The organism is Paraburkholderia sp. JPY465 (assembly GCF_050436725.1).
Taxonomy (GTDB): domain Bacteria; phylum Pseudomonadota; class Gammaproteobacteria; order Burkholderiales; family Burkholderiaceae; genus Paraburkholderia; species Paraburkholderia youngii.
The window spans coordinates 432555-454892 of the sequence record NZ_JBNDMT010000002.1 but is presented as its reverse complement, the minus strand read 5'-3'; the positions used below and the strand labels follow the sequence as shown (position 1 = coordinate 454892).

Genomic DNA, 22338 nt, shown 5'->3' with positions numbered 1-22338 from the left:
TCAGGCCGATGCCGTTTGCGATTGAGCGTCGCGCGCGCCGATGCGCGCCGCGACCTGCGAGCGTCCACCCGAGCGCATCCATGCGTCGGCCTTACGGGCGTACTGGATCACTTCGCTGATATCGGAGTCAAAGCCAAAGAGACGATAGGGCAGGCCGAGCGAATCACAGGTGTCGCGCAGTGCGGACATGCCACGAACCAGGTTAGGACCGCCGCGGCCGAGGACGACGTAGAGCGGCGTCGGACCGTGCTCGCTGAAGTGCTCGCGCAGCGCATCGGCCATCGCACGCAGGGTTTCGTAAATATCGGTGTTGTTGGATTTGCCGCCGATGATGAATAGCACGTTCGATTGCTTGAGCCAGTGCCGGAAGCAGATGCGCGCCACTTCCTTCATTTTTTCGTAGGGCGGGTTGCCACCGAAATCGGACGAGATAATGGCGGCGTCGCCCAACATCTCGGTGACGAGTGAGTTCGCCCCGCCCCCGAACGTGGGCGCGAGGATGGTTCCCTTGTCGTTGATCACGTAGACATCACTTTGGCCCTGGTGCGTGCGAAGCTGGTTGATCTCCTGCTCGAAGTCCGAGTAGTCTGCGGCGAACAGGTGGGGCGGGAGACCGAGTCGCGAAAAGCGCGGATCGTCGCGATCGAATCCGCACTTGAAGTCGCATGCCACGGGCGTGAGACGCCCCTTTTTGTCCTCGCGCATGCGGATCGGGTTGAGTTCGAGCGTCGTCATGCCGAAGTCATGGAAGAGTTCCCAGAGCTTCGGCAACTGCTGCACGAGTGGCGAGATGATTTCACGCGGCGCCCCGATCTCGCTCAGCGCATTGGCGACGACGAACGCCTTAAGTCCGGTCAGCGCATCGAACGGCACCATCGCGACGTGCTTTGGATCGACCTCCTCGATGTCCATTCCTCCCATGTGCGACAGCGTCATGGTGGGAGCGCGAAAACGCGTGGAATCGGAGATCGAAAAGTAGACTTCATGTTTGGCGGGCACACCCGCTTCGAATGTCACGCCGTTCGCCTTCGCCCGCACGTGACTTACAACGTGCTCGGCAAAGTACAACCGTTCTTTTTCCGCCAGCGCCGTCTTGAGATCGGTTGCGCGGCCGAGCAGGCCTGCCTTGCCTTTCTTGCCAACGCCGCCCTTGAATACCGGCTTGATGAATATCTGGCCATGCCGGTCGATGAGCGACTTGATCTCTTCTTCGCTGGCGCCCGGGCCCAGCACTTCGCTGGACGGAAAGCCGACGAATTGCAGCAGGCGCGCGCCGTGCAACATTCCGGTGATCTGCATGTGAGTGTCTCCCGAATTTGAAGGTAATGACGAATGAAGCGGATACTGGATATTCAGTCAGCTCGCTGCGGCAGGCGCGAGACGCACCGCTGCCGTGGACGCGCTCGAAGGCGGCGGCAGGAGAATCACGTGGCGAGGTGGGGCGGGCGAGATGCGCGTCGGTACCTCCAGGCGGCAGCCATAATCGGGCTTGCACTGGGAGAGGCGAAACACGGTTTTGCGCTTCGCGCCTTTCTCCGACGAGTTCTCTGTTATGAACGTCTTGGGGATCGATATTTGCGCAGGACGCGCAAAACGGGAAGTGCAATTTTTCGAAGCATTGATGTCCCAAGGTTATCAATGCAGACGTGCAAAGGGGCCCCGCAGCGGGTAACGCATTGGCCCGGCGGTCTCGCTCGCGGTGGCTGAGGCAGGAGCAACCCTCAGGCGAGCAACGCGAACCGCCCGGCTACTGCCTCGCTCGCCACGGGAGCGCGGCCGGTCATAAAGGGGCACCTGGTCTCGTGGGCTGTCTTGCCGACAGTTGCCCCTTCATGCTGGCGCTTCTGTTGCCAGTCAACCGCTCCATGCCTGCCGCGTGGGTTACTGGATCGACGGCACCACGCCGAGCTTTTCAGCCAGCATCCTCTCGTAGACACCGAAGTGCAGGTCGACTTCCTCCTGTGTAACGATGGTCACGAAGATGTTGATCTGCGCTGGCTGCAAACCCAGTACGGTCGCGATCGCCGCTTCAAGCTGCGGCACGCATAACCGGTCGTCAGCGAGCGTGGTGCCAACCGCAATTTTGTAAACGGATTCCTATCCATTCAGCAACGGTTGGAACGCCTTCAAGAAGTTGACGGCACACGCTAGCGCTGGCGAACGCGAGGCTTTGTTCCGGGGAACCGCGCGCAAGGCTTATCGCCTTACGTGAACGGGACGGATGGAGCGGCGGCAAGCAGTAAGCCTGGAATGACCGCAGTCCATCCGACAGCTGTAGCGGCAGTCCTTGCCATCCAATCGGTAATCAAATTTCCAGACTTTCGAACCCGAGACCGAGACCCGCAAATACATGGAATCGCGATCACGAAGTTTATAGGGCTTGCTCTGCGGTTTGGCGTTCTTCAGGAGCGGGTAGGTGAGCCTCATGGAGTTCTCCTTGACGGACAACTACCAAAAATTTTTCCCGCAATTTACCCGCAAAACCGGCGGAAGCAGCCGGATTTCCTCGGCCTGAGTCGGACGTGCCGATCGCCACCGGATGCGCTACCGCAGCGAATCCATAGCGTCTGACCCATTCGCTGTAACCCTTGACCAGAAAGGCTCCGGAGCGTTCTATGTACTGCTGGCGGGACGTTTGATAGACCGTCCGAAGCGCAAACCAGGGCACCTGCGGCAAGTCATGGTGAACCAGATGATAGTTGTTGTTCAGAAACAGCAACCGCCACAGCCATCCCGCTTCATTGATGACCGTGCGATGCGCGGGCTCCTGCGCAATCCGATGCTCATGAAACGAACGCACCGATGCAAGCGCGAGCGAGCCATACCCCGCACCGACGATGAACACCCACGCCGGTATCCCGCACCGCTGCTGCAACCACACAGTGAGTGCAACCAGCGCGGCGAGATGCGCGAGCCATGCGGGCAGGTCGCGCCAATCGCCGTCGCGAATCTTGTCGAGTGCCTGCGCACCGGTCGCGGCAATCGCAAACGCCGGCCCGACCAGCAAGCGACCTATCAACGTATTGCGGAAAACCAGCAACGCACGCAGCGCGGTGCCCGCGCGTTGCCAGTCCGCTGCGCTAACGAAATAGCTTTCCGGATCGCTGCCGGGCTCGGTCAAATACGCATCGTCGTGATGGCGCAGATGCGACTCGCGATACACGTGATAAGGGAACCACACCGCGAGGGGCGCGAAGCCGAGCAGCGCGTTGACGAATCGCGAGCGCGTCGGATGGCCATGCAGCAGCTCGTGCTGCAACGACATGTACCATGCGCCGAAGATGGCCAGCAGCGCGGCCGTCAGCGGCAGACCCAGCAGACGCGCGTGCGCGGCGACGCCGAACCAGCCACCGTAGATCGCGACGATCAGCGCCCATGTCGGCCACTGCGTGCGCCAGGCCCGGCCAGCGGCCAGACGGTCGATATCGTTGCGCTGGGAGTCGTCGAGATAGATCGCCATCGTTGCATCGGTCCGCATTTATGTTCGAACCCGCGATGTTGACTCGCAGGTCCAGACCGATCCTACGGGGCGACGCTGTGCGCCCGAACCATTTTATTGAGCAATGCATCCACGCAATCGTGGAAAAGCGGGCGCGGATAGTGCGTATCCGGTAAGCGTTCAATGATCGTCCGCCACGCGGCAGGCGTGATCGAGCAGCCCTTCGGCCGTGCCGCTGCCGCCATCGATGTCGATACCGCTGTTGACGATCAGCCAGCCATCCCAAGCCGCGGACGGTCCCGCGCCGGTGACCAGGATGGTTTGCGTGGCCATCGTCGCCGGATCGGGATTGTCGCGCGCGACGATCCTGAACGGGGCGTCGGCGCCGCTTAGCGAGCTCACGCGCATGATCCTGTAGCGCTTGCCATCGAGCGTCGCCCAGCGCCATTCGCCGGGCGCGTCGTGAGCGTGACTGGCGAGCGCGGCGCTGACTTCACGCCGCATGCAATCGATGTGGATATGCAGCTGGTTCTGCGAGCGACGATATTCGGAGTTGATTTCGAGGCCGAGCTGATCGTCGGGCAATTCGCGTTTGACCGCTTGCTGAACGTAATGGCGCGAAACCCACGCGTCGCTCCAGTAGTCCTTCGCATCGGCCGCGAGGATCAGCGGACTTTCGATGCCGGTGATGCGATCGGTCGGCATCAGCAGAAACTGCGAGCGGCCGAGAATGTCCTTCAGGATGACATAGCGCTTGTCGAGATCGACGACCGTGCATTGCCCCGGCGTGCCGGTGGCCAGCTGCGAAGGCACGCAGCGAATGTCGACGATCTTCCACAGCGCGTTGGAATCGACCGTATCGAGGCGCGCGCAGGCGCTGGCGGCGAGAGCGGCCGCGAGCACGGCGGTCAAGTGAACGATGCGGCGCGCGAGGCCGCGAGATGAGAGGGCGGTGGCGAGGTCCGTCATCGTCGCTTGGGTGGGGTTCGGGCAGGGAAAGCGCCGCAATGCGGGCTGCAATGCGCAGGCATTAGAGCACAAACCGGATGGCGCCGACGTGAAACTCGGGCTTCACAGCACCGGCGCCGGCAACTCTCCCAGTACCTGTTCAATTGCGACACCGATGGCCAGCAGCCGCCTGTCCGAGCCGAGCGGTCCATCGAGTTCGAGGCCGACCGGCAGCCCGCTCGCGCTGATACCCGCCGGCAGCGACAGCCCCGGAATGCCGGATGTGCTGGCCGGATCGGTATTACGCAGGAACGCTTCCATCGTATCGATCGGCGGACCGCCATCGATCGTGACAGTCGACGAACCGTTCAGATCGTCGATCGGCACCGCGACGAGCCGCGTCGTCGGAAACAGCAACGCATCGAGACCGGCATTCGCGAACGTCGCGGCGACGTAGTTCTGCAGCCGCGGCCGCCAGTAGTTGAGCGCTGCCGAATAGTGCGAGCCGAGCACGTCGGCGAGCACGTCGTCGTAAATCGCGCGCACGTCCGGGCTCGCGATGCGCACGGCCAGATCGGCGACGGTCTGCACCGGCGCCTGATTCGCGACGAGCCACGCGAGCACGTCGTCGCGCGCTTCGTGAATGGCGAGCGGACCGCCGACCATGCCGTTCAGATGCTCCAACTCGGTCATCGCGACCGGCACGAAGGTGACACCGGCCGCTTCGAGCTTTTGCAGCGCGGCGCGCGCGACGTCTTCGACCTGTCGCTCGAGAGCGTCCCACAGCGGCGCGGGCAAGCCGATGCGCAAGCCGTCGAGCGCAATCGCAGGCAACGCGCCGTCGCCGGTGATCACGCCGTCGAGCAGCGCCAGATCGGCGACGCTGCGCGCCATCGGGCCCACGGTGTCGCGCGTATGGCTGATCGGCACGACCGCGTTGGGGTCGTGATAGCGCCGCTCGGCGCCGCCATTGCCGACCGATGGACGAAAGCCCGCGGTGCCGGTCAGCGCGGCCGGGATGCGGGTCGAGCCGCCGGTGTCGGTGCCGAGCCCGGCGGGCGCGATGCGTGCGGCGATCGACACCGCGGTGCCGCCCGACGAGCCGCCCGGCATCAGCGACGGATCGTACGGGTTGCGCACCGGCCCCGCGTGCGCGGACAGGTTGGTACTCGTGATGCCGAACGCAAGCTCGTGCATATTGGCCTTGCCGAGCACGATCGCACCCGCGTCGACGAGTCGTTGCACCGATGGTGCATTGGTGTTCGGCACGAAGCCGGCGAGCGCGGGCGTGCCGGCCGTCGTCGGCAGGCCCGCGGTGTTGATGTTGTCTTTGACGACTATGGCCAGGCCGCAAAGCGGCAGTCGCGCCCGCTCCGCTGGCGTCAATGCGTCGATGCGCTGCGCGGCGGCGAGCGCGCCGTGGAAGTCGAGCGTGGTGAGCGCGTTCAACTGCGTGAGGGCGGCGGCGCGCGCGAGCAGGGTGGCGACGTAGTCGGCGGCTTTGAGCCGACCCGCTTGCAGCGCCTCGACCGCTTGTGCCGCGCTGAGCGCGAGTTGTGCATCGACGGTCCATGTCATTACCGGCGTCTCCGTATCGATGGATGCGTCGCGGGCGGCGCGAGGTTCGACTGCATCCGTCGAAGTAGCGGACAGGTCACGCGGGCAGACAGCGAACGCAAGTGTTCAGCTATTCTGGCACATCCGCCTGAAAGCCGATGCCGGGCGATGCACAACGCGCGTCGCGCTCGCTTTCATCGATATCGATGCGCTTACCGGTGATTATCGATCCACATGCGCCCCCAGTCCGACGCATAGGCGAGCGCATGCTCTTCGTCGAAGAAGTAGTCGAGCGCGTCGAACGAATAAGCTTTACGCGTATTCTCGTCGCGCTGCTCGATCGTCAGATTGGCGGCGAATAATCCGTTGGGGAGCAGTTGCGTTGCCGCTTCGACCTCGTAGCCCTTGTAGCGGATGTGTGAGTTCATGATCCTGACTTGTCTGTGTGTCCGCGGGTGTCGTGCGGAATACCAATGCGTGCGGCGCGGCCCCGTCGTTGCCGAAGGTGGGTGAAGCGGCGGGCAGGGTCAAGCGTAGGGCGCGCTGCGCAGCGGGTGAACCAATCTTTCGTCGGAAGCAAATCAGCGCGGCGCGGGAGTGGTAATCAGAAGCCCGGATTGGATCGAAGTCGCTGTGTTCGGGACTCTATTCGAGCGGGGTCGCGATGTCTGTTATGTGGCGCACGGTCGCTCGACGCAAAGCGTGACGCCACGCGCAATTGCGGCGGCGTCACGGGTGCCGGGGGAGTATTTCAGACCGCGTGCAGGACGCGCGCGGAACGGCCGTCCGCGGCGATCGAGGTGGTGTTTTGTGCGGAGGTCCGGCTCGCGGTCGAATGGCTCGACGTGGCGGGTGCGCCGTGCGCACGCTGTGCATTGAACGCGAGCGCGAACTGCGCGGCTTGCTGGCCGACGGTCGCGAGTTGCTCGATGACTTTCGGATCGGAGCAGCTGTCGACGCTATCGAAACGCGTCTCCAGCGTGTTGATGCCGGCACCGAACGGCGTCGGCCAGCCACGCAGCGCATGCACGATCGAGCGCAGCGACGTCAGCACGGAGCCCGCCGCCTGCCAGCCGTAGGCGGTGACGATGCAGCCCACCGCGCGGCCATCCAGATACGGGCGCTCGTCGGCGCGCAATTCCTCGAGCGTGTCGAGCGCATTTTTCACGAGCCCGGATACGCCGCCGTGATAGCCCGGTGTCGCGATGATCACCGCGTCCGCGCGACGCACCGCGTCGAGCAACTCGAGCTGTTCGTCGGTGCGGGCCGGCTGTTCCGGCGCGTAGTGCGGCAGGCTATGCAGAAAAGTGCCGCCGAACAGGCGGGTTTGCGCACCGGCGGCTTCGGCGCCGCGCAACGCGAAGGCCAGCGCGCGCTCGGTCGACGAGGCCGCGCGCGTCGTACCGCCAATACCGATGATGAGCGGCGGGCGGGAGTGATCGGATCTGCTCAACGAAATGCTCCTTCGATTGCGGTTCACGCTGCGGTTGACGGCGCGGTCGATGCGGGACTCATGCAGCGTCAGCAACGCATGTGCACGGCCGTGAACGGACCGACCGGAGTGAACCGGACTTTGAAGTGTCATCTTAATGAGCGAGCGCCGCGCCGCTAAGCGACTTTTTGTTCTAACGATATAACCATGCGGCCACAACGCGCCGAGTCGCATCTGCGATGCACGTGAGCAAGCGGGCGATAAGCATATGGCGAATCGTTGGTTGGGCGGGTGCGGGCAAGACCCTAAGATGGACTCGTCTCCTCCATAGATCGCGTTAGACATGGGACTCGGCCTCGCTACGCAAGTGGTGGGGCCTTTTTTTCGTGGGTCGCTGGCGGACGTTGCGCCATGGCGGCAATGCCGGTTGCATGCGCCTGCGTGGTAGCCGCTTCACGATGACGCCGCTTTTTGCATGCTACGATGCCCGCAGTGATTTTCCGCGAGATCGAGCCCAGCATGGCAACCCTGTATGACACGCTCGGCGTGCCCGCGCACGCCACCGACGACGAAATCAAGCGGGCCTACCGGAAAGCCGCGATGAAGTGGCATCCGGATCGTAATCACGGTGCCGAGGACGTGGCGCGCGCGGCGTTCCAGGAAATCAAGGACGCATACGCGATCCTGTCCGATGCCGAGCAGCGCAAGGTCTACGACACGGTCTACGCCGAACAGATGCGCGAGTGGGAGGCGCAGCACACGCGTCGGCAACGCGCGCAGGCGAAGCGTGAGGCGGCGGCGCGAGCGGCCGACGAAGCCGCGTATGCGGAGATGGTGTCGATCGCGATCCGCTTCGCCGACCAGGGCCACAATCGCGACGTGCTGTTCGGCGTGCTGCTTGGCCGGCAATGCGAACCACAGCGCGCCGCGCAGATCGCCGACAGCGTCGCGGCGTTGCAGGCGGCGCGCCGCGACGAGGCGGACGCCGCGCAAAATGCCCAGCGCGCGGGTAAGGCGGCGAAGGGCGCGGCAGCGGCGCAAGCTGAGGCGGCCGAGGCCGAACCGGCGAAAACCGCGCACGAAACCAGCACGGCTTCAGAAGCCGCCCTTCACGACACACCGCATGTCAAACGCGCGAACCACGCGAAGCGCGATGAGACCGCCAGCGACATCCATCCGGCCGGTGCGCTCGGCAGCCTGTGGTTCCAGTTCCTCAACAGCCTGAAATTCTGACGCGTCGCGACGATCCGGGTTGCCTGCGGCAATCTCATTCGAGGCGACGCTTCCCGCGTACCGCGTATACCCCTACGCGCAGGTCCGCGCGCTGCGATCACGACCCGGCCACGCCGATCGCGCCGATCGCGCCGGATCGCCGCACCGGCGGCAGCGTCGCCTGATCTGACAAATATTGAAAAAGGGTGCTGAAACTGGGGGCAGGACACTGGTACACTGCCCATTCGCAAAGTTGTGCTCTGTGCCCCGGACTCGAGATAGCTGGCGTGAATCCCGTGGCGCAAATAAAAAAAACGCCGTAGTGTCACGGGGGCGCAAGACTGGAGCGGCACAATTCCGCCCAGAGGTTAAATAAAAAAACATCGGTACGGGGTAAGCGTGTCCAGAAAATATAAGGTGCTGTTTCTCTGCCGCGATAATTCGATCCGCAGCATCATTGCAGAAGCTTTACTTCGCGAACTGGCGGGGCACCGGTTCGAGGCGTTCAGCGCGGGCCCTGAACCGGCCGCGCGCCTTCATCCACTCGCGGTCGCGCAATTGCAGCCCGGCATTTCGGGGCGCGCGGTGCTGAGCCCTAAAAGCTGGCTGGAATTCACCGGCGAATGGGCGCCGCGCATGGATATCGTGATCGCGCTCGACGAATTCGTCGGCGGGCTGCATGCGCCGGTATTTCCCGGCGCGCCGGCATTCGTCTATTGGACCATTGCCGATCCGCTCGCGGGCGGCCACGGGTCCGCTGACGAGCAGGCCCGTCTTTTCGACAAGACCTTCTGGCAGATCGTGCGTCAGGTCAGCGCGTTTATCGAGTTGCCGCAATATGCGCAGCCTGCCTCGAATCGCGCGAATCACGCGAATATCGTCGATGCGGCGAATGCCATCAATGCGGGGAATACGGTGAATGCCGCGAATACCGCGAATATGCCAGGCGGTGGCACAAAACCGGTGCGTGGCACGGCGGTTCGTTTCGAATCCGCAGCCATGGTGTCCGCGCCTTCGAGCGCGGCGGCCTGCACCTAGCGACTATTCGGGCGCGCGAGCCGCGTTCCGGCGAACGGGTCATTCGACCAGTCCACCTGTTTTTTCGGTTGGGCTTTCGGTTGGGGTGCGGGCGCCGGTTTGGCGGCCAATTCAAAATGCTCAATGCTCTGGCCGGCACTAATGGCCTGCTTCAACCATTGCGGCATTTCGCCATTGCCATCCCAGCTGTCTCCGGTCGCATTGCGATAGCGCTCAGCGTTTTTGGCCAATGATTCGTTAGCCAGCGCCGCGGCAAGGTCTTCTGGCCTGATACCAAACTCTTCCATGCGATGGCGGAGATACGCAATCATGCTATCTCGCTTCCGTTCGTCCATAGGATATTTGTCCTTCTAAAACGTGCAGCGTACTGTCGAAGACAGATTGCGGGGAAAAAGCTGCGAAGCGTCGAGCCCGACTGAGTGGGGCCGCCCCGCGGTGGAGTTGTCGATTGACGGAAATGCCATGTGCCGGGTTAAAAAACGTTGCTCCCGAATTTGCAATACGGCCTCGGACAAAGACGGCCGCTGGAACAACCGACCCTCAAACTGAGAGCCCCAATCAGCAAATATTTCAGCATGTCGCAGCGCGGCGAACGAGGCCGGTAAGCCTGACGTTCGCTATGAAAAACTCTGAGTCTCGATGCAATGATTGCGAATGGATGGAGTCACTCCACGCTGTCCGTCTTTCACCGGACTTTCGTCGATGTGCGGGTTCGCTTTTTGTGCTTTGTAGCAACATCATAACGCAATGCGCGAGCAAAGCACGCTTAGTTCACATTGAATTTGTCAGTGAATGCGGTTTATCGAACGGTGTGGACAATCGGCCACTCTGCTGGAAGCTCCTGGATTGAATTCCGGGGGGCGCGACCTATAAAAGAAAGACGAAAAGCTGCGCAACGCAGACTTACAACCGCCTTATGTCCGCCGATTCCGCCGACGCTCCAGGAACGCGTCGAGGCATCGGTTGCAAGCGCGGTAATTCTTCATCTGTTTAGTTCGGTGACCCGTCGCAGCAGTAGCGCATTGGCATCGACCCGTTCCTCGGCCCCATTGGGCAGGCTGGCTGTTCGCGGATCAATTCTTGTGGAGGACGAACACTGCTGCGCCGGATCGAGGAGTCCGGAAATGAGAGCACGTATATTGATGATTGCCGCGACCGCCGTCCTGTTTCTGGTACCGAGAACAGCCACCGCGGAGGAACTGAGCGGCCAGGCGGACCCCGGCATGTCAGGTCGCGCGATGATGCAGTTCAATGCGAACGAATCGGCGCAGGCGACGACCGATATGTCCTACGGTCGCAGTTGGGACCCGCGCGAGCAGGGCGTGCGCAACGCGTCGTATGGCGGTGTTCCGGCGGGCGAGTCACAAGCCGGTGGCCGACACAGCCAGTCCTGCTCGTTCAGCACGGAGTGCAAAACCTATTTCGGTCAATGACCGATCGGTGAGCGGCAGCAGGGCGCGCCTAACGAGGCGCGCCCGAATGACTCTGGGTTTCCAGGCAAAGGGCAGGCGTCGCGCGCCGCCGCGGCGGTGCATGCGCTTGACCGCAAGCGCATGCCATTTCACGAGAATGCCAGTTCCCGCGAAACATCAGCGCTGCGCTCGCCGAGGCGCGCGACGATATCGTCGACGCCGCGTACCGTATCGTTGTTTTCCGCCGGATCGTAGTAACCGCGGAACACTTCCAGCAGTGCGCGCCAGGACCCATGCCAGCGCGTTTCCCTTAGACAGACGCCGGTCGGATCGGCAATACGCAATACGCCGTTGTCCGGATAGAAAGTGAGCGTGACGAGACGGCCGTCGATGACGCAGGCGGCGGTGCAGGGGCGAGTCGTGACCATGTGTGTGGTGTCCTTTCGATAATTCCAATGTTTGTGCGTTAAACGCCGACGCGAGCTGCAGCAAACGCTGTGCCTGCGATGCCAGATGGCTGTGATCTCGATGGCAAAATTCGCTCGATCAATCCGGCCGTGTGGGCAGTATTCCAATGATTGACGACAATTTTTTGTATTCGTCGCGAAGTGATGCGCAATAGCGTCAGTATCATCCATTAAGGGTTTATGCTGAGTCGTTCGCTGATTGCTAATTCGTCCACAGTCGAAACGACGAGCATCATATTTTTATCGCAAATGAATCGCCACTCGTCATAAAAGTTTTGACACAGCAAGCCAGATTAATCCGCAATAGCGATGCGCGATCCTTTGTCTTGCCATTCCTTTACCCGTTTGCTAGCATCCCCGAGACAGTTTGAAATAGTCATAACGTACGGCAATTTCCGGACCCGCTTACATTGGGTCACCCGGTAGTCCATCTCCTTGCGAGGTATATGTTATGGCTAGCTCTCAACCCCTCCGCTGACGCTCCGGGAACGCGTGCGCAAAGCCGCGCCGCTCCTTGCGCGCACTCACCCGCTGCCACGCGCTCTTCACGATCAGTTCTGCGAGACAAATCGGCGCATCAGAAAAGAACCGTTACCGGTTTCAAAAATGCGTACCCGTCTGCTAAAAGCGATTAATAGTCCGTTTTCCTTTTTATTCGAAGCGACCGCAGTTGCCGCTGCTGCGCATAGTACGCGATCTGCGACAAAACATTTGCCGTAACAACGACGCAATCAAAAGGAGCATTTCATGGCTTGCAATACAACGGGCTCCAGGCTCATGCGAGTGAAGGCGATCACGGTTGCGTTCGCGGTTTTGGTCGCGCCGGCGGGTTCGGCGTTCGCGCAGGACAACGCGGCGTCCGCGCCGGAACAGCGGGCAATCGGCGCTGCCGCGCTGCTGCACGTTCAGGCGCGCGTCGTCGCGATCGATCCTGCGACGAACAGCGTGACGCTGCGCGGCCCACACGGCGGCGACGAAACCTTCGACGTGAATCCGCAAGCCGCCGACGTCAGCAAGCTGCATATCGGCGACATCGTGACGATTGCGTACAAAAACGCGCTGCTCGTCGGCGTCGACAAACTCGCGCCGAGCGGAATTCGCCAGCGCATCGATACCGAAGTCACGCAGCCCGCGGCCAACGGTGTGGTTGCATCGGCGCGCCGCGTCGAAGTCGTGGCGACGGTGCGCAAGATCGATCGCAAGAAGCGCACGATCACGCTGCGCGGGCCGTCGCGCACCGAAACGCTCGACGTGGCGCCGGACATTCCGCTCGAAAAACTGAAGGTTGGCGATTCGGTGCGCGCGGTGTTCGTGTCGGCCATCGCGGCGGCGGTGTCGCGCAATGGCGCGGACGTCAAATAACGGCGCTCGGGAAGGCTTAAATAAACTACGCTGAAGCGTATCGAGGCGTGCGGCGTCGAACCGCAACCGGGGGTTCGCCGTCGCGCGCCGGCCATCGCAGCTCAGGTTTCACAAGATCATCGCGTCGCGCGCGAAGGAGCGGGGAATGGAACAGAGCGAAACGGAAACCACTGCCGAATCGGAGCGCAAAAGGCTGGTCCGCAGCAAGATCCACGTGGGCCTCGCGGCGGTCGGCACGTTGTCGTCGGTGTTCGGCATCGGCATAGCGATCATCGGCGGCATCAACTTCGACCGGACCAAGGTGCTGGTCGGCGTCGGCATCATCGTCGTGTCGACCATTCTGTATGTGTCGATGCTTTTCGTCGCTGCCGATGACTAGCATCTTCGCTTCCCATTAGCGCTCGATCCCGCCGCCGATTCACTTTTGCTATCGCCCACTTCGATAGTCGAATTGTTGGTGCATCGCACCGCCCGTATATTGACTGCAGCGATATACAACAACTCGACGGCACGCCACACGGCGGCCCACAGGAGCACAGCAATGAATCGGATCGATCTGGAGGGGCGCGCGGTCGTCATCACCGGCGGCGCGCGCGGTATCGGCTACGCGGTCGCGCAGCGGGCGTTGAAGTCGGGCGCGTCGGTGGCGTTGTGGGACGTCGATAGCGAACGCCTCGCGCGCAGCCAGCGCGAGCTGAGCGAGCTCGGCAAGGTCAGCGCCGTCACGGTCGAGCTGACCGACGAAGCCGCGGTCCAGCAGGCCACCGCGCAAACGCTCGCCGAGCACCGCTCGATCGACGTGCTGATCAACTGCGCGGGCATCACCGGCGGCAACGGCACGACGTGGGAGCTCGAGCCGGACACGTGGCGCCGCGTGATCGACGTGAATCTGATCGGCCCGTACCTGACCTGCCGCGCGGTCGTGCCGCAGATGCTGAAGCAGGGCTATGGCCGCATCGTCAATATCGCGTCGGTGGCGGGCAAGGAAGGCAATCCGAATGCTTCGCACTACAGCGCGTCGAAGGCGGGCTTGATCGGGCTCACCAAGTCGCTCGGCAAGGAACTCGCAACCAGAAACATCCTCGTCAATGCGGTCACGCCGGCCGCGGCCAAGACCGAGATCTTCGATTCCATGTCGCAGCAGCACATCGACTACATGCTGTCGAAGATCCCGATGAACCGTTTCCTGCTGCCGGAAGAAGCGGCGTCGCTGATCCTGTGGCTGTCTTCCGAAGACTGCGCGTTCAGCACCGGCTCGGTGTTCGATCTTTCCGGCGGCCGCGCCACTTATTAATCGCGCTGCTCGAGCATTGCTCACGCGTCGAACGCGCGTTGTCGAGCCGCTTCGACGCCTCTCTCTCACGGAGCCCTTTCATGGCCATGCCTACCATCCGGCACGTGCGTGCCTTCATCGTTCGCGGCGGCGGCGCGGACTATCACGACCAGGCCGGCGGGCACTGGATCGACGATCACATCGCGACGCCGATGGCGCGTTATCCCGAGTACCGCCAGAGCCGCCAGTCATTCGGCATCAATGTGCTCGGCACGCTGGTCGTCGAGATCGAGGCGAGCGACGGTACCGTGGGCTTCGCGGTGACGACCGGCGGCGAGATCGGCGCGTTCATCGTCGAAAAGCATCTCGCGCGTTTTCTCGAAGGGCAGCTCGTGACCGACATCGAGAAGATGTGGGATCAGATGTACTTCGCGACGCTGTACTACGGGCGCAAGGGCGTCGTCCTCAATACGATTTCCGGCGTCGATCTCGCGCTGTGGGATCTGCTCGCGAAGGTTCGCAAGGAGCCCGTATATCAACTATTGGGCGGCCCGGTGCGCGACGAGCTGGTGTTCTATGCGACTGGCGCGCGGCCCGATCTCGCGAAGGAGATGGGCTTCATCGGCGGCAAGCTGCCTTTGCAGCACGGTCCCGCGGAAGGCGAAGACGGACTCAGGCAGAACCTCGAGAAGCTCGCCCACATGCGTTCGCGTGTCGGCGACGACTTCTGGCTGATGTACGACTGCTGGATGAGTCTCGACGTGCGCTATGCGACGCGGCTCGCGCAAGGCGCGCACGAATACGGCCTCAAATGGCTCGAAGAATGTCTTCCTCCCGACGATTACTGGGGTTACGCCGAACTGCGCCGCAACGTGCCACGCGGCATGATGGTGTCGACAGGCGAGCACGAGGCGACGCGCTGGGGCTTCCGGATGCTGCTGGAGATGCAGTGCTGCGATTTGATCCAGCCCGACGTCGGCTGGTGCGGCGGCATCACCGAGCTGATCAAGATTTCCGCGCTCGCCGATGCGCACAATGTGATGGTGGTGCCGCACGGTTCGTCGGTGTACAGCTATCACTTCGTCGTCACGCGCCATAACTCGCCGTTCTCCGAGTTTCTGATGATGGCGCCGAAAGCCGACGAAGTCGTGCCGATGTTCAACCCGCTGCTGCTCGACGAGCCGGTGCCGGTGAACGGGCGCATGAAGGTGCCGGACACGCCGGGCTTCGGCGTGCGGCTCAATCCGGAATGCGCGCTGGTGCGGCCTTACCAGCATTGAACGATTTGAACGCTTTGAACGCGTGCCGAACGGCGAACCCTGGCAAAGGAGACTAAGGTGCTGCTCAAGGACAAAGTCGTGATCGTCACCGGCGGCTCGCGCGGCATCGGACGCGCGATCGCGGTGGCCTGCGCCCGCCAAGGCGCGGACGTGGCGATCAACTACTGGGGTGACAACGACGCATCGTATGGCCGCCGCTCGGCGGTCGAGGAAGTGGTCGGCGAAATCCAGGCGTTGGGGCGGCGCGTGATCGCGGTGGAAGGCAACGTCGCCGCGCGCGATACCGGTCAGGAGCTGGTGCGCCGTACGGTCGACGCGTTCGGCAAGGTCGACGTGCTCGCGAGCAATGCCGGCATCTGTCCGTTCCACGCGTTTCTCGACATGCCGGCCGACGTGCTCGAATCGACGGTTGCGGTCAATCTGAACGGCGCGTTCTTCGTCACGCAAGCGGCCGCGCAGCAAATGAAAAAGCAGGGCACCGGCGGCGCGATCGTCGCGACGAGTTCAATCAGCGCGCTGGTGGGCGGCGGCATGCAGACGCATTACACGCCGACCAAGGCCGGCGTGCATTCGCTGATGCAGTCGTGCGCGATTGCGTTGGGGCCGTACGGCATCCGCTGCAACTCGGTGATGCCGGGCACGATCGCAACCGATCTGAACGCGGAAGATCTCGCCGATGAAGCGAAGAAGGCCTACTTCGAGAAGCGCATTCCGCTCGGCCGCCTCGGGCATCCCGACGACGTCGCCGATTGCGTCGTGTTTCTCGCGTCGGACCGCGCGCGCTATGTGACGGGCGCCGCGCTGCTCGTCGACGGCGGCCTGTTCGTGAACCTGCAATAAGCGACGCGAAATGCGGGCGTCAATTGACCGTGGCGGGCGTAGTCAGCGCGCCAGGTGCGATGGCAGGATTGTCGCGCGCAAGGTTGCGCGAGAAGCCGCGCAGCAGCTCGATCAAGCGCAGCGCCGGCTCGGCGAGCGGCTCTTCCTTGCGCGTCAGAATGCCGAAACCCGCGAGACTCTTGCCGATTTCCAGCGGCAGCGCGACGAGCAGCCCGCCGCGCACATGATCGCGCACGACCGACTCCGGCAGCATCGCGACCGCATCGTAGTTTTCGAGCAATTGCAGCGTCGCGAAGATCGACGCGCATTCGGTCAGATTGACCGGCGTGGCGAGCCCCGCGCGCGCGAGTTCTTCCTCGAACAGCACGCGCGCCGGACTCGTGATCGGCTGCGCCACCCACGGCCACGCGACCAGTTCGCGCAACGTGATGCGCGGGCGCAACGCGAGCGGATGCACGGCGCGCACGACGAGCAGCAGCGTTTCACGTGCGAGCGGCTCGAAACTGAAGTCGTTGTGCTGCAAGGGATTGGTCAGGCGCCCCAGCGCGAGATCGACCTCGCGGCGATGCAGCAATTGCACGACCTGGTCGCTCGTTTCTCCGAGGATGCGCACGTTGAGCAGCGGGCTTTCGGTCTTCAGCGTGGCGACCGACATTGCCAGCAGATCGGGCGCGGCGCCCATGATCGCGCCGACGGTCAGTTGGCCGTGGCCGCCACGGCGTTTGACGTCGAGGTCTTCGGCGAAGCGTGTGAGTTCGGCAAGCGCGCGGCGCGCGTAAGCGAGCGTGACGACGCCGAGCGGCGTCGGCGTCATGCCGCGGGCGTTGCGTTCGAACAGCAGAAAGCCGAACGCTTCCTCGATATCGCCGAGCATGCGGCTCGCGCTCGGTTGCGCAACGTTGACGGCCTCGGCGGCCTGGTGCAGGTTGCGGGTGTCGTCGAGCGCGACGAGCAGGGCGAGATGCTTGAACTTCAGACGGTTGACGAGTGCGACGGCGGCTGAATGTTGGCTCATGGTTGCCAGTAGAGGTGCCCGTGCGATTCGGTTTGTGGATCGCCCAATCCCAACAACGGATTGAGAGGCTATCGATGCAGGAATTATAGTCGTTCGAAGAAGTCGACAGGAGACAGGCCGCAATGGAGACGATCGCTTTCCGAATGGTGCTGAACCCCGGCATGCGCGAAGAGTACGAACGGCGTCATACGGAGATCTGGCCCGAGCTCGTTGACGCATTGCACAACGCCGGCGTGCGCGACTACCGGATTTTCTTCGACCCCGACACGCATCATCTTTTCGCGGTGCTGTCGCGCACGAGCGATCACACGATGGATCAGTTGCCGCAACTCGACGTGATGCGCAAATGGTGGGATTACATGGCCGACATCATGCAGACCGCGCCCGATCACACGCCGCTGTCGCAGACGCTCGAACCGGTCTTTCATCTCAGTCATTGAGGTGCCGCATGCAGGTTGTCGATTCGCATATCCATCTGTGGGATCTGAAAACGCATCGCTATCCATGGCTGGAGAACCCGGGCGTGTCGTTCGTCGGCGATGCGCGGGAGCTGAAGCATGACTATTTGCTCGACGATCTGCTCGGCGAAGCGGGCGACATCGACGTGCTGAAGCTCGTGCACGTCGAAGCGAATCACGATCCGGCCGATCCCGTCGAAGAAACGCGCTGGTTGCAATCGATCGCGGATCGCGGCGCGTCGCGCGGCATGCCGAATGCGATCGTCGCCGCCGTGGACCTGTCCGCGCAGAACGCACCGGCGTTGCTCGAAGCGCATGCGTCGTTCGCCAATACGCGCGGCATCCGGCAGATCCTCAACGTGCACGACAACAAGCTGTTCGATTACGTCGGCCGTCACTATATGCGCGAGCCGCAGTGGCGCGAGCATTTCGCATTGCTGCGCCGGTTCGACCTGTCGTTCGACCTGCAAATTTATCCGTCGCAGATGGAACAGGCGGCCGCGCTAGCGCGTGCGCATGCGGACACGCTATTGATCGTCAATCATGCGGGCATGTTCGTCGATCGCAATAGCGTGGCCGGTTATCGCGCGTGGCGCGACGGCATGCGCGTGCTCGCGGCCTGTCCGAACATCGCGGTGAAGATCAGCGGGCTCGCGATGTTCGATCATCACTGGACCGTCGAAAGCCTGCGCCCGTATGTGCTCGAAACGATCGATACGTTCGGCGTCGAACGCGCGATGTTCGCGTCGAACTTTCCGGTCGACCGGCTGTTCGGTTCGTATACGGATTTGTGGCGCGCGTATGCGGCAATCGTCGCCGATGCGAGCGAGGCTGAGAAAGACGCGCTGTTTCGGCGTAACGCGGAACGGTATTACCGGATTTGACGCGCCGCCGCGTCGAGCAGAACACAGCCGCAAAAAAGGAGACACGCAGTGCAGCCATCCCCATCCGTGGTGCCGCGACTCGAATTGCGGCACGCGAGCAAATCCTTCGGGCGGGTGCGCGCGCTGTCCGACGGCGACCTCGTGCTGTGGCCCGGCGAGGTGCATGCGCTGCTCGGTGAGAACGGCGCGGGCAAATCGACAGTCGTGAAAATTCTCGCCGGCGTGCATCAGCCCGATGCCGGCGAATTGCTGGTGAACGGCGAGGCGCGCCGCTTCGCGACACCCGCCGAAGCGCGCGACGCCGGACTCGCGGTCATCTATCAGGAGCCGACGCTGTTCTTCGATCTGTCGATCGCGGAGAACATCTTCATGGGCCGCCAGCCGGTCGACCGCTTCGGCCGCATCCAGTACGACGCGATGCATCGCGAAGTGGACGGACTGCTTGCCTCGCTCGGCGTCGAACTGCGCGCGGATCAACCGGTGCGCGGTCTGTCGATCGCGGATCAGCAGGTGATCGAAATCGCCAAGGCGTTGTCGCTGAACGCGAGCGTGCTGATCATGGATGAACCGACGGCCGCGTTGTCGCTGCCCGAAGTCGAGCGGCTGTTCGCGATCGTGCGCAAGCTGCGCGAACGCGACGTCGCGATTCTGTTCATCACACACCGGCTCGACGAAGTGTTCACACTGACGCAGCGCGTGACGATCATGCGCGACGGCGCGAAGGTGTTCGATGCACTGACCGCCGATCTGAACACCGACGCGATCGTCGCAAAGATGGTCGGCCGCGATCTGGAAACGTTCTATCCGAAGGCCGATTGCACGCCTGGTGAAGTGCGTCTGTCGGTGCGCGGCTTGACGCGCATCGGCGTGTTCAAGGACGTCTCGTTCGATGTGCGCGCGGGCGAGATCGTCGCGCTCGCGGGTCTGGTCGGCGCGGGGCGCAGTGAGGTCGCGCGCGCGATCTTTGGTATCGATCCGCTCGATGCGGGCGAAGTGTGGCTGTCCGGCAAGCGGCTCGACACCGGCAAGCCCGCGGCCGCGGTGCGCGCCGGGCTCGCGCTGGTGCCGGAGGATCGTCGCCAGCAAGGCTTGGCGCTGGAACTGAGCATCGCGCGCAATGCGTCGATGACGGTGCTCGGCCGGCTCGTGCGGCATGGCCTCATTTCGACGCGCAGCGAAACGCAGCTCGCGAACAAGTGGGGCACGCGGCTGCGCCTGAAAGCCGGCGACCCCAATGCGCCGGTCGGCACGCTGTCGGGCGGCAACCAGCAGAAGGTCGTGCTCGGCAAATGGCTCGCGACCGGCCCGAAAGTGCTGATCATCGACGAACCGACACGCGGCATCGACGTCGGCGCCAAGGCCGAGGTGTATAGCGCGCTCGCCGAACTCGTACGCGACGGCATGGCCGTGCTGATGATTTCGAGCGAGCTGCCCGAGGTGCTCGGCATGGCCGATCGGGTCCTCGTGATGCACGAAGGCCGCATCAGCGCGGAGGTCGCGCGCGCCGACGCGAACGAGGAGCGCATCATGGGCGCCGCGCTCGGTCAGGGACTCTCACCATTGGGACGTGCAGCATGATGCGCCATTCGACCCATCCCGCGCCGGTCCAGCAATCGCTGCCGAAACGTTCGGCCGCTTCGTCGGGCGGTCTTGTCGCGAGCATCGCAAAGAGCCGCGAAACCACGTTGTTCGTCGTGCTGATCCTGCTGATCGCGGGGACCGGGCTTGCGAAGCCGCAGTTCCTGAACATGCAGAATCTGCGCGACGTGCTGCTGAACGTGTCGATCATCAGTCTGCTGACGGCGGGCATGACCGTCGTGATCCTGATGCGGCATGTCGATCTGTCGGTCGGCTCGACGGTGGGTGTCAGCGCGTATGCGGTGGGGAGTTTGTATGTTGCGTTCCCGCATATGCCGGTGCTCGTCGCGCTGGCCGCGGGACTCGCGATCGGGCTCGTCGCGGGCGGCATCAACGCGCTGCTGGTCGCGGTGGGGCGCGTGCCTTCGCTGGTCGCGACGCTGTCGACGCTGTACATCTTTCGCGGCGCCGATTACGCATGGGTGCACGGCGGCCAGATCAACGCGACCAGTCTGCCCGACGCGTACTCGCGGCTCGCGACCGGCACGCTGCTCGGTATCCCGACGCTCGCGCTGATCGCGATCGTCGTGCTTGCCGGGCTGTCGGTATATCTGAAGCAGTTTCGCGCCGGTCGAGAGCACTATGCGATCGGCTCAAATCCGGAGGCCGCGCGGCTCGCGGGCGTCAACGTCGAGCGTCGCGTGATGTCGGGCTTCCTGTTGTCCGGCGCGATCGCGGGCTTCGCGGGCGCGTTGTGGCTCGCGCGCTTCGGCACCGTCGATGCGAGCACCGCGAAGGGCATCGAGTTGCAGGTCGTCGCGGCGGCGGTGGTCGGCAGCGTCGCGATTACGGGCGGCGTCGGCACGATCCTCGGCGCGACGCTCGGTGCGCTCGTGCTCGGCGTGATCAGCATCGCGCTGGTCGTGCTGCACGTGTCGCCGTTCTGGGAGCAGGCGATCCAGGGCGCGCTGATCGTCGCCGCGATCGCCGCCGATACGCTGCTGGCCCGCTCCGTCGCCAAACGCATGATGAGGAAACGCGATCATGGCTAAACCCGATTCCGCGCTGCTGACGCGCAAACGCGAAACGCCGCTGCAATGGGAAGTGTTGCTGGTGATCGTGCTGATCGTGTCGCTGGGGTTGGGGCGCTGGTTGTCGCCGGTGTTTCTGACCGGCGCGAACCTGAGCAACGTGTTCGCCGATCTGACCGAGATCGCGCTGATGGCGCTGCCGATGACGCTGATCATCGTCGCGGCCGAAATCGATCTGTCGGTCGCGTCGGTGCTGGGCGCATCGAGCGCGCTGATGGGCGTGCTGTGGCACATGGGTCTGCCGATGCCGGTCGTGATCGTGCTGGTTCTGATCGCCGGCGCGTTGGCCGGTCTGCTGAACGGCCTCGTGATCGTCAAGCTGAACCTGCCGTCGCTCGCGGTTACGATCGGTACGCTCGCGCTGTTTCGCGGTCTCGCGTATGTGCTGCTCGGCGATCAGGCGGTCGCGGATTTTCCGGCCGCGTATACGGCGTTCGGCATGAACACGCTTGGGCCCACCTTCGTCCCGTTGCCGTTCGTGATCGTGATCGTCGCGGCCGTGCTGTTCACCGTGCTGCTGCAAGCCACCGCGTTCGGCCGCAGCCTCTACGCGATCGGCGCGAATCCGACCGCCGCCGCGTTCTCTGGCATCGAAGTCGCGAAGATCCGCTTGCGCCTGTTCGTGATGTCGGGTCTCGTCAGCGCGCTCGCGGGCATCGCTTATACGCTGCGCTTCACCAGTGCGCGCGGCGATAACGGCGAGGGCTTCGAGCTATCGGTGATCGCGGCGGTGCTGTTCGGCGGCGTCAGCATTTTCGGCGGACGCGGCTCGATGGTCGGCGTGCTGCTGTCGCTGCTGATCATCGGCGTGCTGAAAAACGCGTTGACGCTCGACGACGTATCGAGCGAAACGCTGACCATCGTGACCGGCGTGCTGCTGCTCGCGTCGGTGCTGATTCCGAACCTCGTCGCGCGCTGGCGTGCGGCGCGCGACCGGCGTTTCATCGCGAAGTCCGCAGCGGCGTCTTCTTCATCCTGATCGTCACCGTTCTTACGAAGCTCCCAAGGACCGATAACCCGGCCCCCTCTCTGTCCAACAACAACGCAGGAGA

General features: G+C 63.3%; 23 protein-coding genes and 2 pseudogenes. 14 read left to right on the top strand and 11 right to left on the bottom strand.

Going from position 1 to position 22338, the window contains the following annotated elements; genetic code table 11:
• Both QFZ94_RS04205 and QFZ94_RS04200 read right to left on the bottom strand, forming a co-directional pair.
• Window positions 1-1299: an ATP citrate lyase citrate-binding domain-containing protein gene (locus QFZ94_RS04205; protein ID WP_429455684.1), complete on the bottom strand. Its 1299-nt coding sequence runs from the start codon at window positions 1297-1299 to the stop codon at window positions 1-3.
• A 582-nt stretch (window positions 1300-1881) separates the two neighbouring features.
• Window positions 1882-2082: pseudogene (locus QFZ94_RS04200) on the bottom strand (hypothetical protein); the annotation flags it as partial.
• Window positions 2083-2095: 13 nt separating this feature from the next.
• Between QFZ94_RS04200 and QFZ94_RS04195 the strand changes: the two are divergent.
• A pseudogene (locus QFZ94_RS04195) lies at window positions 2096-2212 on the top strand (amidohydrolase family protein); the annotation flags it as partial.
• On the opposite strand, the gene QFZ94_RS04190 reads toward QFZ94_RS04195, so the two are convergent.
• The 6 genes from QFZ94_RS04190 to QFZ94_RS04165 form a co-directional block, all read right to left on the bottom strand.
• Window positions 2197-2352, bottom strand: coding sequence for a hypothetical protein (locus QFZ94_RS04190; RefSeq protein ID WP_429457701.1), 156 nt, complete (start codon window positions 2350-2352; stop codon window positions 2197-2199). The pseudogene QFZ94_RS04195 and the gene QFZ94_RS04190 sit on opposite strands and share 16 nt — an antisense overlap.
• Before the next feature lie 19 nt (window positions 2353-2371).
• On the bottom strand, window positions 2372-3460 hold the full coding sequence (locus QFZ94_RS04185; protein ID WP_429457699.1) for a fatty acid desaturase: 1089 nt from the start codon (window positions 3458-3460) through the stop codon (window positions 2372-2374).
• 159 nt (window positions 3461-3619) lie between these two features.
• Window positions 3620-4408 (bottom strand): CDP-diacylglycerol diphosphatase, encoded by a 789-nt coding sequence (locus tag QFZ94_RS04180; protein WP_429455683.1) that lies wholly within the window; start codon window positions 4406-4408, stop codon window positions 3620-3622.
• Window positions 4409-4510: 102 nt separating this feature from the next.
• Complete coding sequence (iaaH, locus tag QFZ94_RS04175) at window positions 4511-5965, bottom strand: indoleacetamide hydrolase (RefSeq protein WP_429455682.1); 1455 nt, start codon at window positions 5963-5965, stop codon at window positions 4511-4513.
• A 191-nt stretch (window positions 5966-6156) separates the two neighbouring features.
• Window positions 6157-6372 (bottom strand): transcriptional regulator, encoded by a 216-nt coding sequence (locus QFZ94_RS04170; RefSeq protein ID WP_176106231.1) that lies wholly within the window; start codon window positions 6370-6372, stop codon window positions 6157-6159.
• 323 nt (window positions 6373-6695) lie between these two features.
• Window positions 6696-7397, bottom strand: a complete 702-nt coding sequence (locus QFZ94_RS04165) for an NADPH-dependent FMN reductase (protein ID WP_429455681.1) — start codon at window positions 7395-7397, stop codon at window positions 6696-6698.
• A 498-nt stretch (window positions 7398-7895) separates the two neighbouring features.
• Between QFZ94_RS04165 and QFZ94_RS04160 the strand changes: the two genes are divergently transcribed.
• Together QFZ94_RS04160 and QFZ94_RS04155 are read left to right on the top strand one after the other, a co-directional pair.
• Window positions 7896-8609 carry a J domain-containing protein gene (locus tag QFZ94_RS04160; protein WP_429455680.1) on the top strand — a complete coding sequence of 238 codons (714 nt, stop codon included), beginning with the start codon at window positions 7896-7898 and terminating at the stop codon, window positions 8607-8609.
• Window positions 8610-8987: 378 nt separating this feature from the next.
• Window positions 8988-9626, top strand: a complete 639-nt coding sequence (locus tag QFZ94_RS04155; protein WP_368581903.1) for an arsenate reductase ArsC — start codon at window positions 8988-8990, stop codon at window positions 9624-9626.
• Here the strand turns inward: QFZ94_RS04155 and QFZ94_RS04150 are convergent.
• Complete coding sequence (locus QFZ94_RS04150) at window positions 9623-9961, bottom strand: H-NS family nucleoid-associated regulatory protein (protein WP_368581904.1); 339 nt, start codon at window positions 9959-9961, stop codon at window positions 9623-9625. The genes QFZ94_RS04155 and QFZ94_RS04150 overlap by 4 nt on opposite strands.
• A 789-nt stretch (window positions 9962-10750) precedes the next feature.
• On the opposite strand from QFZ94_RS04150, the gene QFZ94_RS04145 reads away from it, so the two are divergent.
• Window positions 10751-11059: a hypothetical protein gene (locus QFZ94_RS04145; protein WP_368581905.1), complete on the top strand. Its 309-nt coding sequence runs from the start codon at window positions 10751-10753 to the stop codon at window positions 11057-11059.
• Window positions 11060-11187: 128 nt separating this feature from the next.
• On the opposite strand, the gene QFZ94_RS04140 is transcribed toward QFZ94_RS04145, so the two are convergent.
• The gene (locus QFZ94_RS04140) at window positions 11188-11466 is read right to left on the bottom strand and encodes a hypothetical protein (RefSeq protein WP_410848498.1); all 279 of its coding nucleotides are present in this window, start codon (window positions 11464-11466) and stop codon (window positions 11188-11190) included.
• 786 nt (window positions 11467-12252) lie between these two features.
• Between QFZ94_RS04140 and QFZ94_RS04135 the strand changes: the two genes are divergently transcribed.
• The 5 genes from QFZ94_RS04135 to QFZ94_RS04115 all read left to right on the top strand — a co-directional run bounded on the left by QFZ94_RS04135 (window position 12253) and on the right by QFZ94_RS04115 (window position 16260).
• A complete protein-coding gene (locus QFZ94_RS04135) occupies window positions 12253-12867 on the top strand; it encodes a copper-binding protein (protein ID WP_410848307.1) in 615 nt (204 codons plus the stop codon).
• A gap of 145 nt (window positions 12868-13012) precedes the next feature.
• Window positions 13013-13246, top strand: coding sequence for a hypothetical protein (locus QFZ94_RS04130; RefSeq protein ID WP_018434370.1), 234 nt, complete (start codon window positions 13013-13015; stop codon window positions 13244-13246).
• A gap of 162 nt (window positions 13247-13408) precedes the next feature.
• The gene (locus tag QFZ94_RS04125) at window positions 13409-14161 is read left to right on the top strand and encodes an SDR family NAD(P)-dependent oxidoreductase (RefSeq protein WP_429455679.1); all 753 of its coding nucleotides are present in this window, start codon (window positions 13409-13411) and stop codon (window positions 14159-14161) included.
• Between the two features lie 80 nt (window positions 14162-14241).
• The gene (gene rhmD / locus QFZ94_RS04120; RefSeq protein ID WP_429455678.1) at window positions 14242-15420 is read left to right on the top strand and encodes an L-rhamnonate dehydratase; all 1179 of its coding nucleotides are present in this window, start codon (window positions 14242-14244) and stop codon (window positions 15418-15420) included.
• Between the two features lie 57 nt (window positions 15421-15477).
• A complete protein-coding gene (locus QFZ94_RS04115; protein ID WP_429455677.1) occupies window positions 15478-16260 on the top strand; it encodes an SDR family NAD(P)-dependent oxidoreductase in 783 nt (260 codons plus the stop codon).
• Between the two features lie 19 nt (window positions 16261-16279).
• On the opposite strand, the gene QFZ94_RS04110 is transcribed toward QFZ94_RS04115, so the two are convergent.
• Entirely contained in the window at window positions 16280-17275 is a 996-nt protein-coding gene (locus QFZ94_RS04110; RefSeq protein ID WP_429455676.1) for a LysR family transcriptional regulator, read from the bottom strand.
• 122 nt (window positions 17276-17397) lie between these two features.
• Here QFZ94_RS04110 and rhaM point away from each other — a divergent pair, with 122 nt between their 5' ends.
• From rhaM to QFZ94_RS04085, 5 genes are read left to right on the top strand one after another with little or no spacing between them, the layout of a single operon-like run.
• Window positions 17398-17715 (top strand): L-rhamnose mutarotase, encoded by a 318-nt coding sequence (rhaM, locus tag QFZ94_RS04105; protein WP_176106219.1) that lies wholly within the window; start codon window positions 17398-17400, stop codon window positions 17713-17715.
• 8 nt (window positions 17716-17723) lie between these two features.
• Window positions 17724-18617, top strand: coding sequence for an amidohydrolase family protein (locus tag QFZ94_RS04100; RefSeq protein ID WP_429455675.1), 894 nt, complete (start codon window positions 17724-17726; stop codon window positions 18615-18617).
• A 48-nt stretch (window positions 18618-18665) separates the two neighbouring features.
• Window positions 18666-20195: a sugar ABC transporter ATP-binding protein gene (locus QFZ94_RS04095; RefSeq protein WP_429455674.1), complete on the top strand. Its 1530-nt coding sequence runs from the start codon at window positions 18666-18668 to the stop codon at window positions 20193-20195.
• Window positions 20192-21247, top strand: a complete 1056-nt coding sequence (locus QFZ94_RS04090) for an ABC transporter permease (RefSeq protein WP_429455673.1) — start codon at window positions 20192-20194, stop codon at window positions 21245-21247. The genes QFZ94_RS04095 and QFZ94_RS04090 overlap by 4 nt, the downstream gene beginning before the upstream one ends.
• On the top strand, window positions 21240-22265 hold the full coding sequence (locus QFZ94_RS04085; RefSeq protein WP_429455672.1) for an ABC transporter permease: 1026 nt from the start codon (window positions 21240-21242) through the stop codon (window positions 22263-22265). The genes QFZ94_RS04090 and QFZ94_RS04085 overlap by 8 nt, the downstream gene beginning before the upstream one ends.
• Window positions 22266-22338 lie beyond the last annotated feature (73 nt).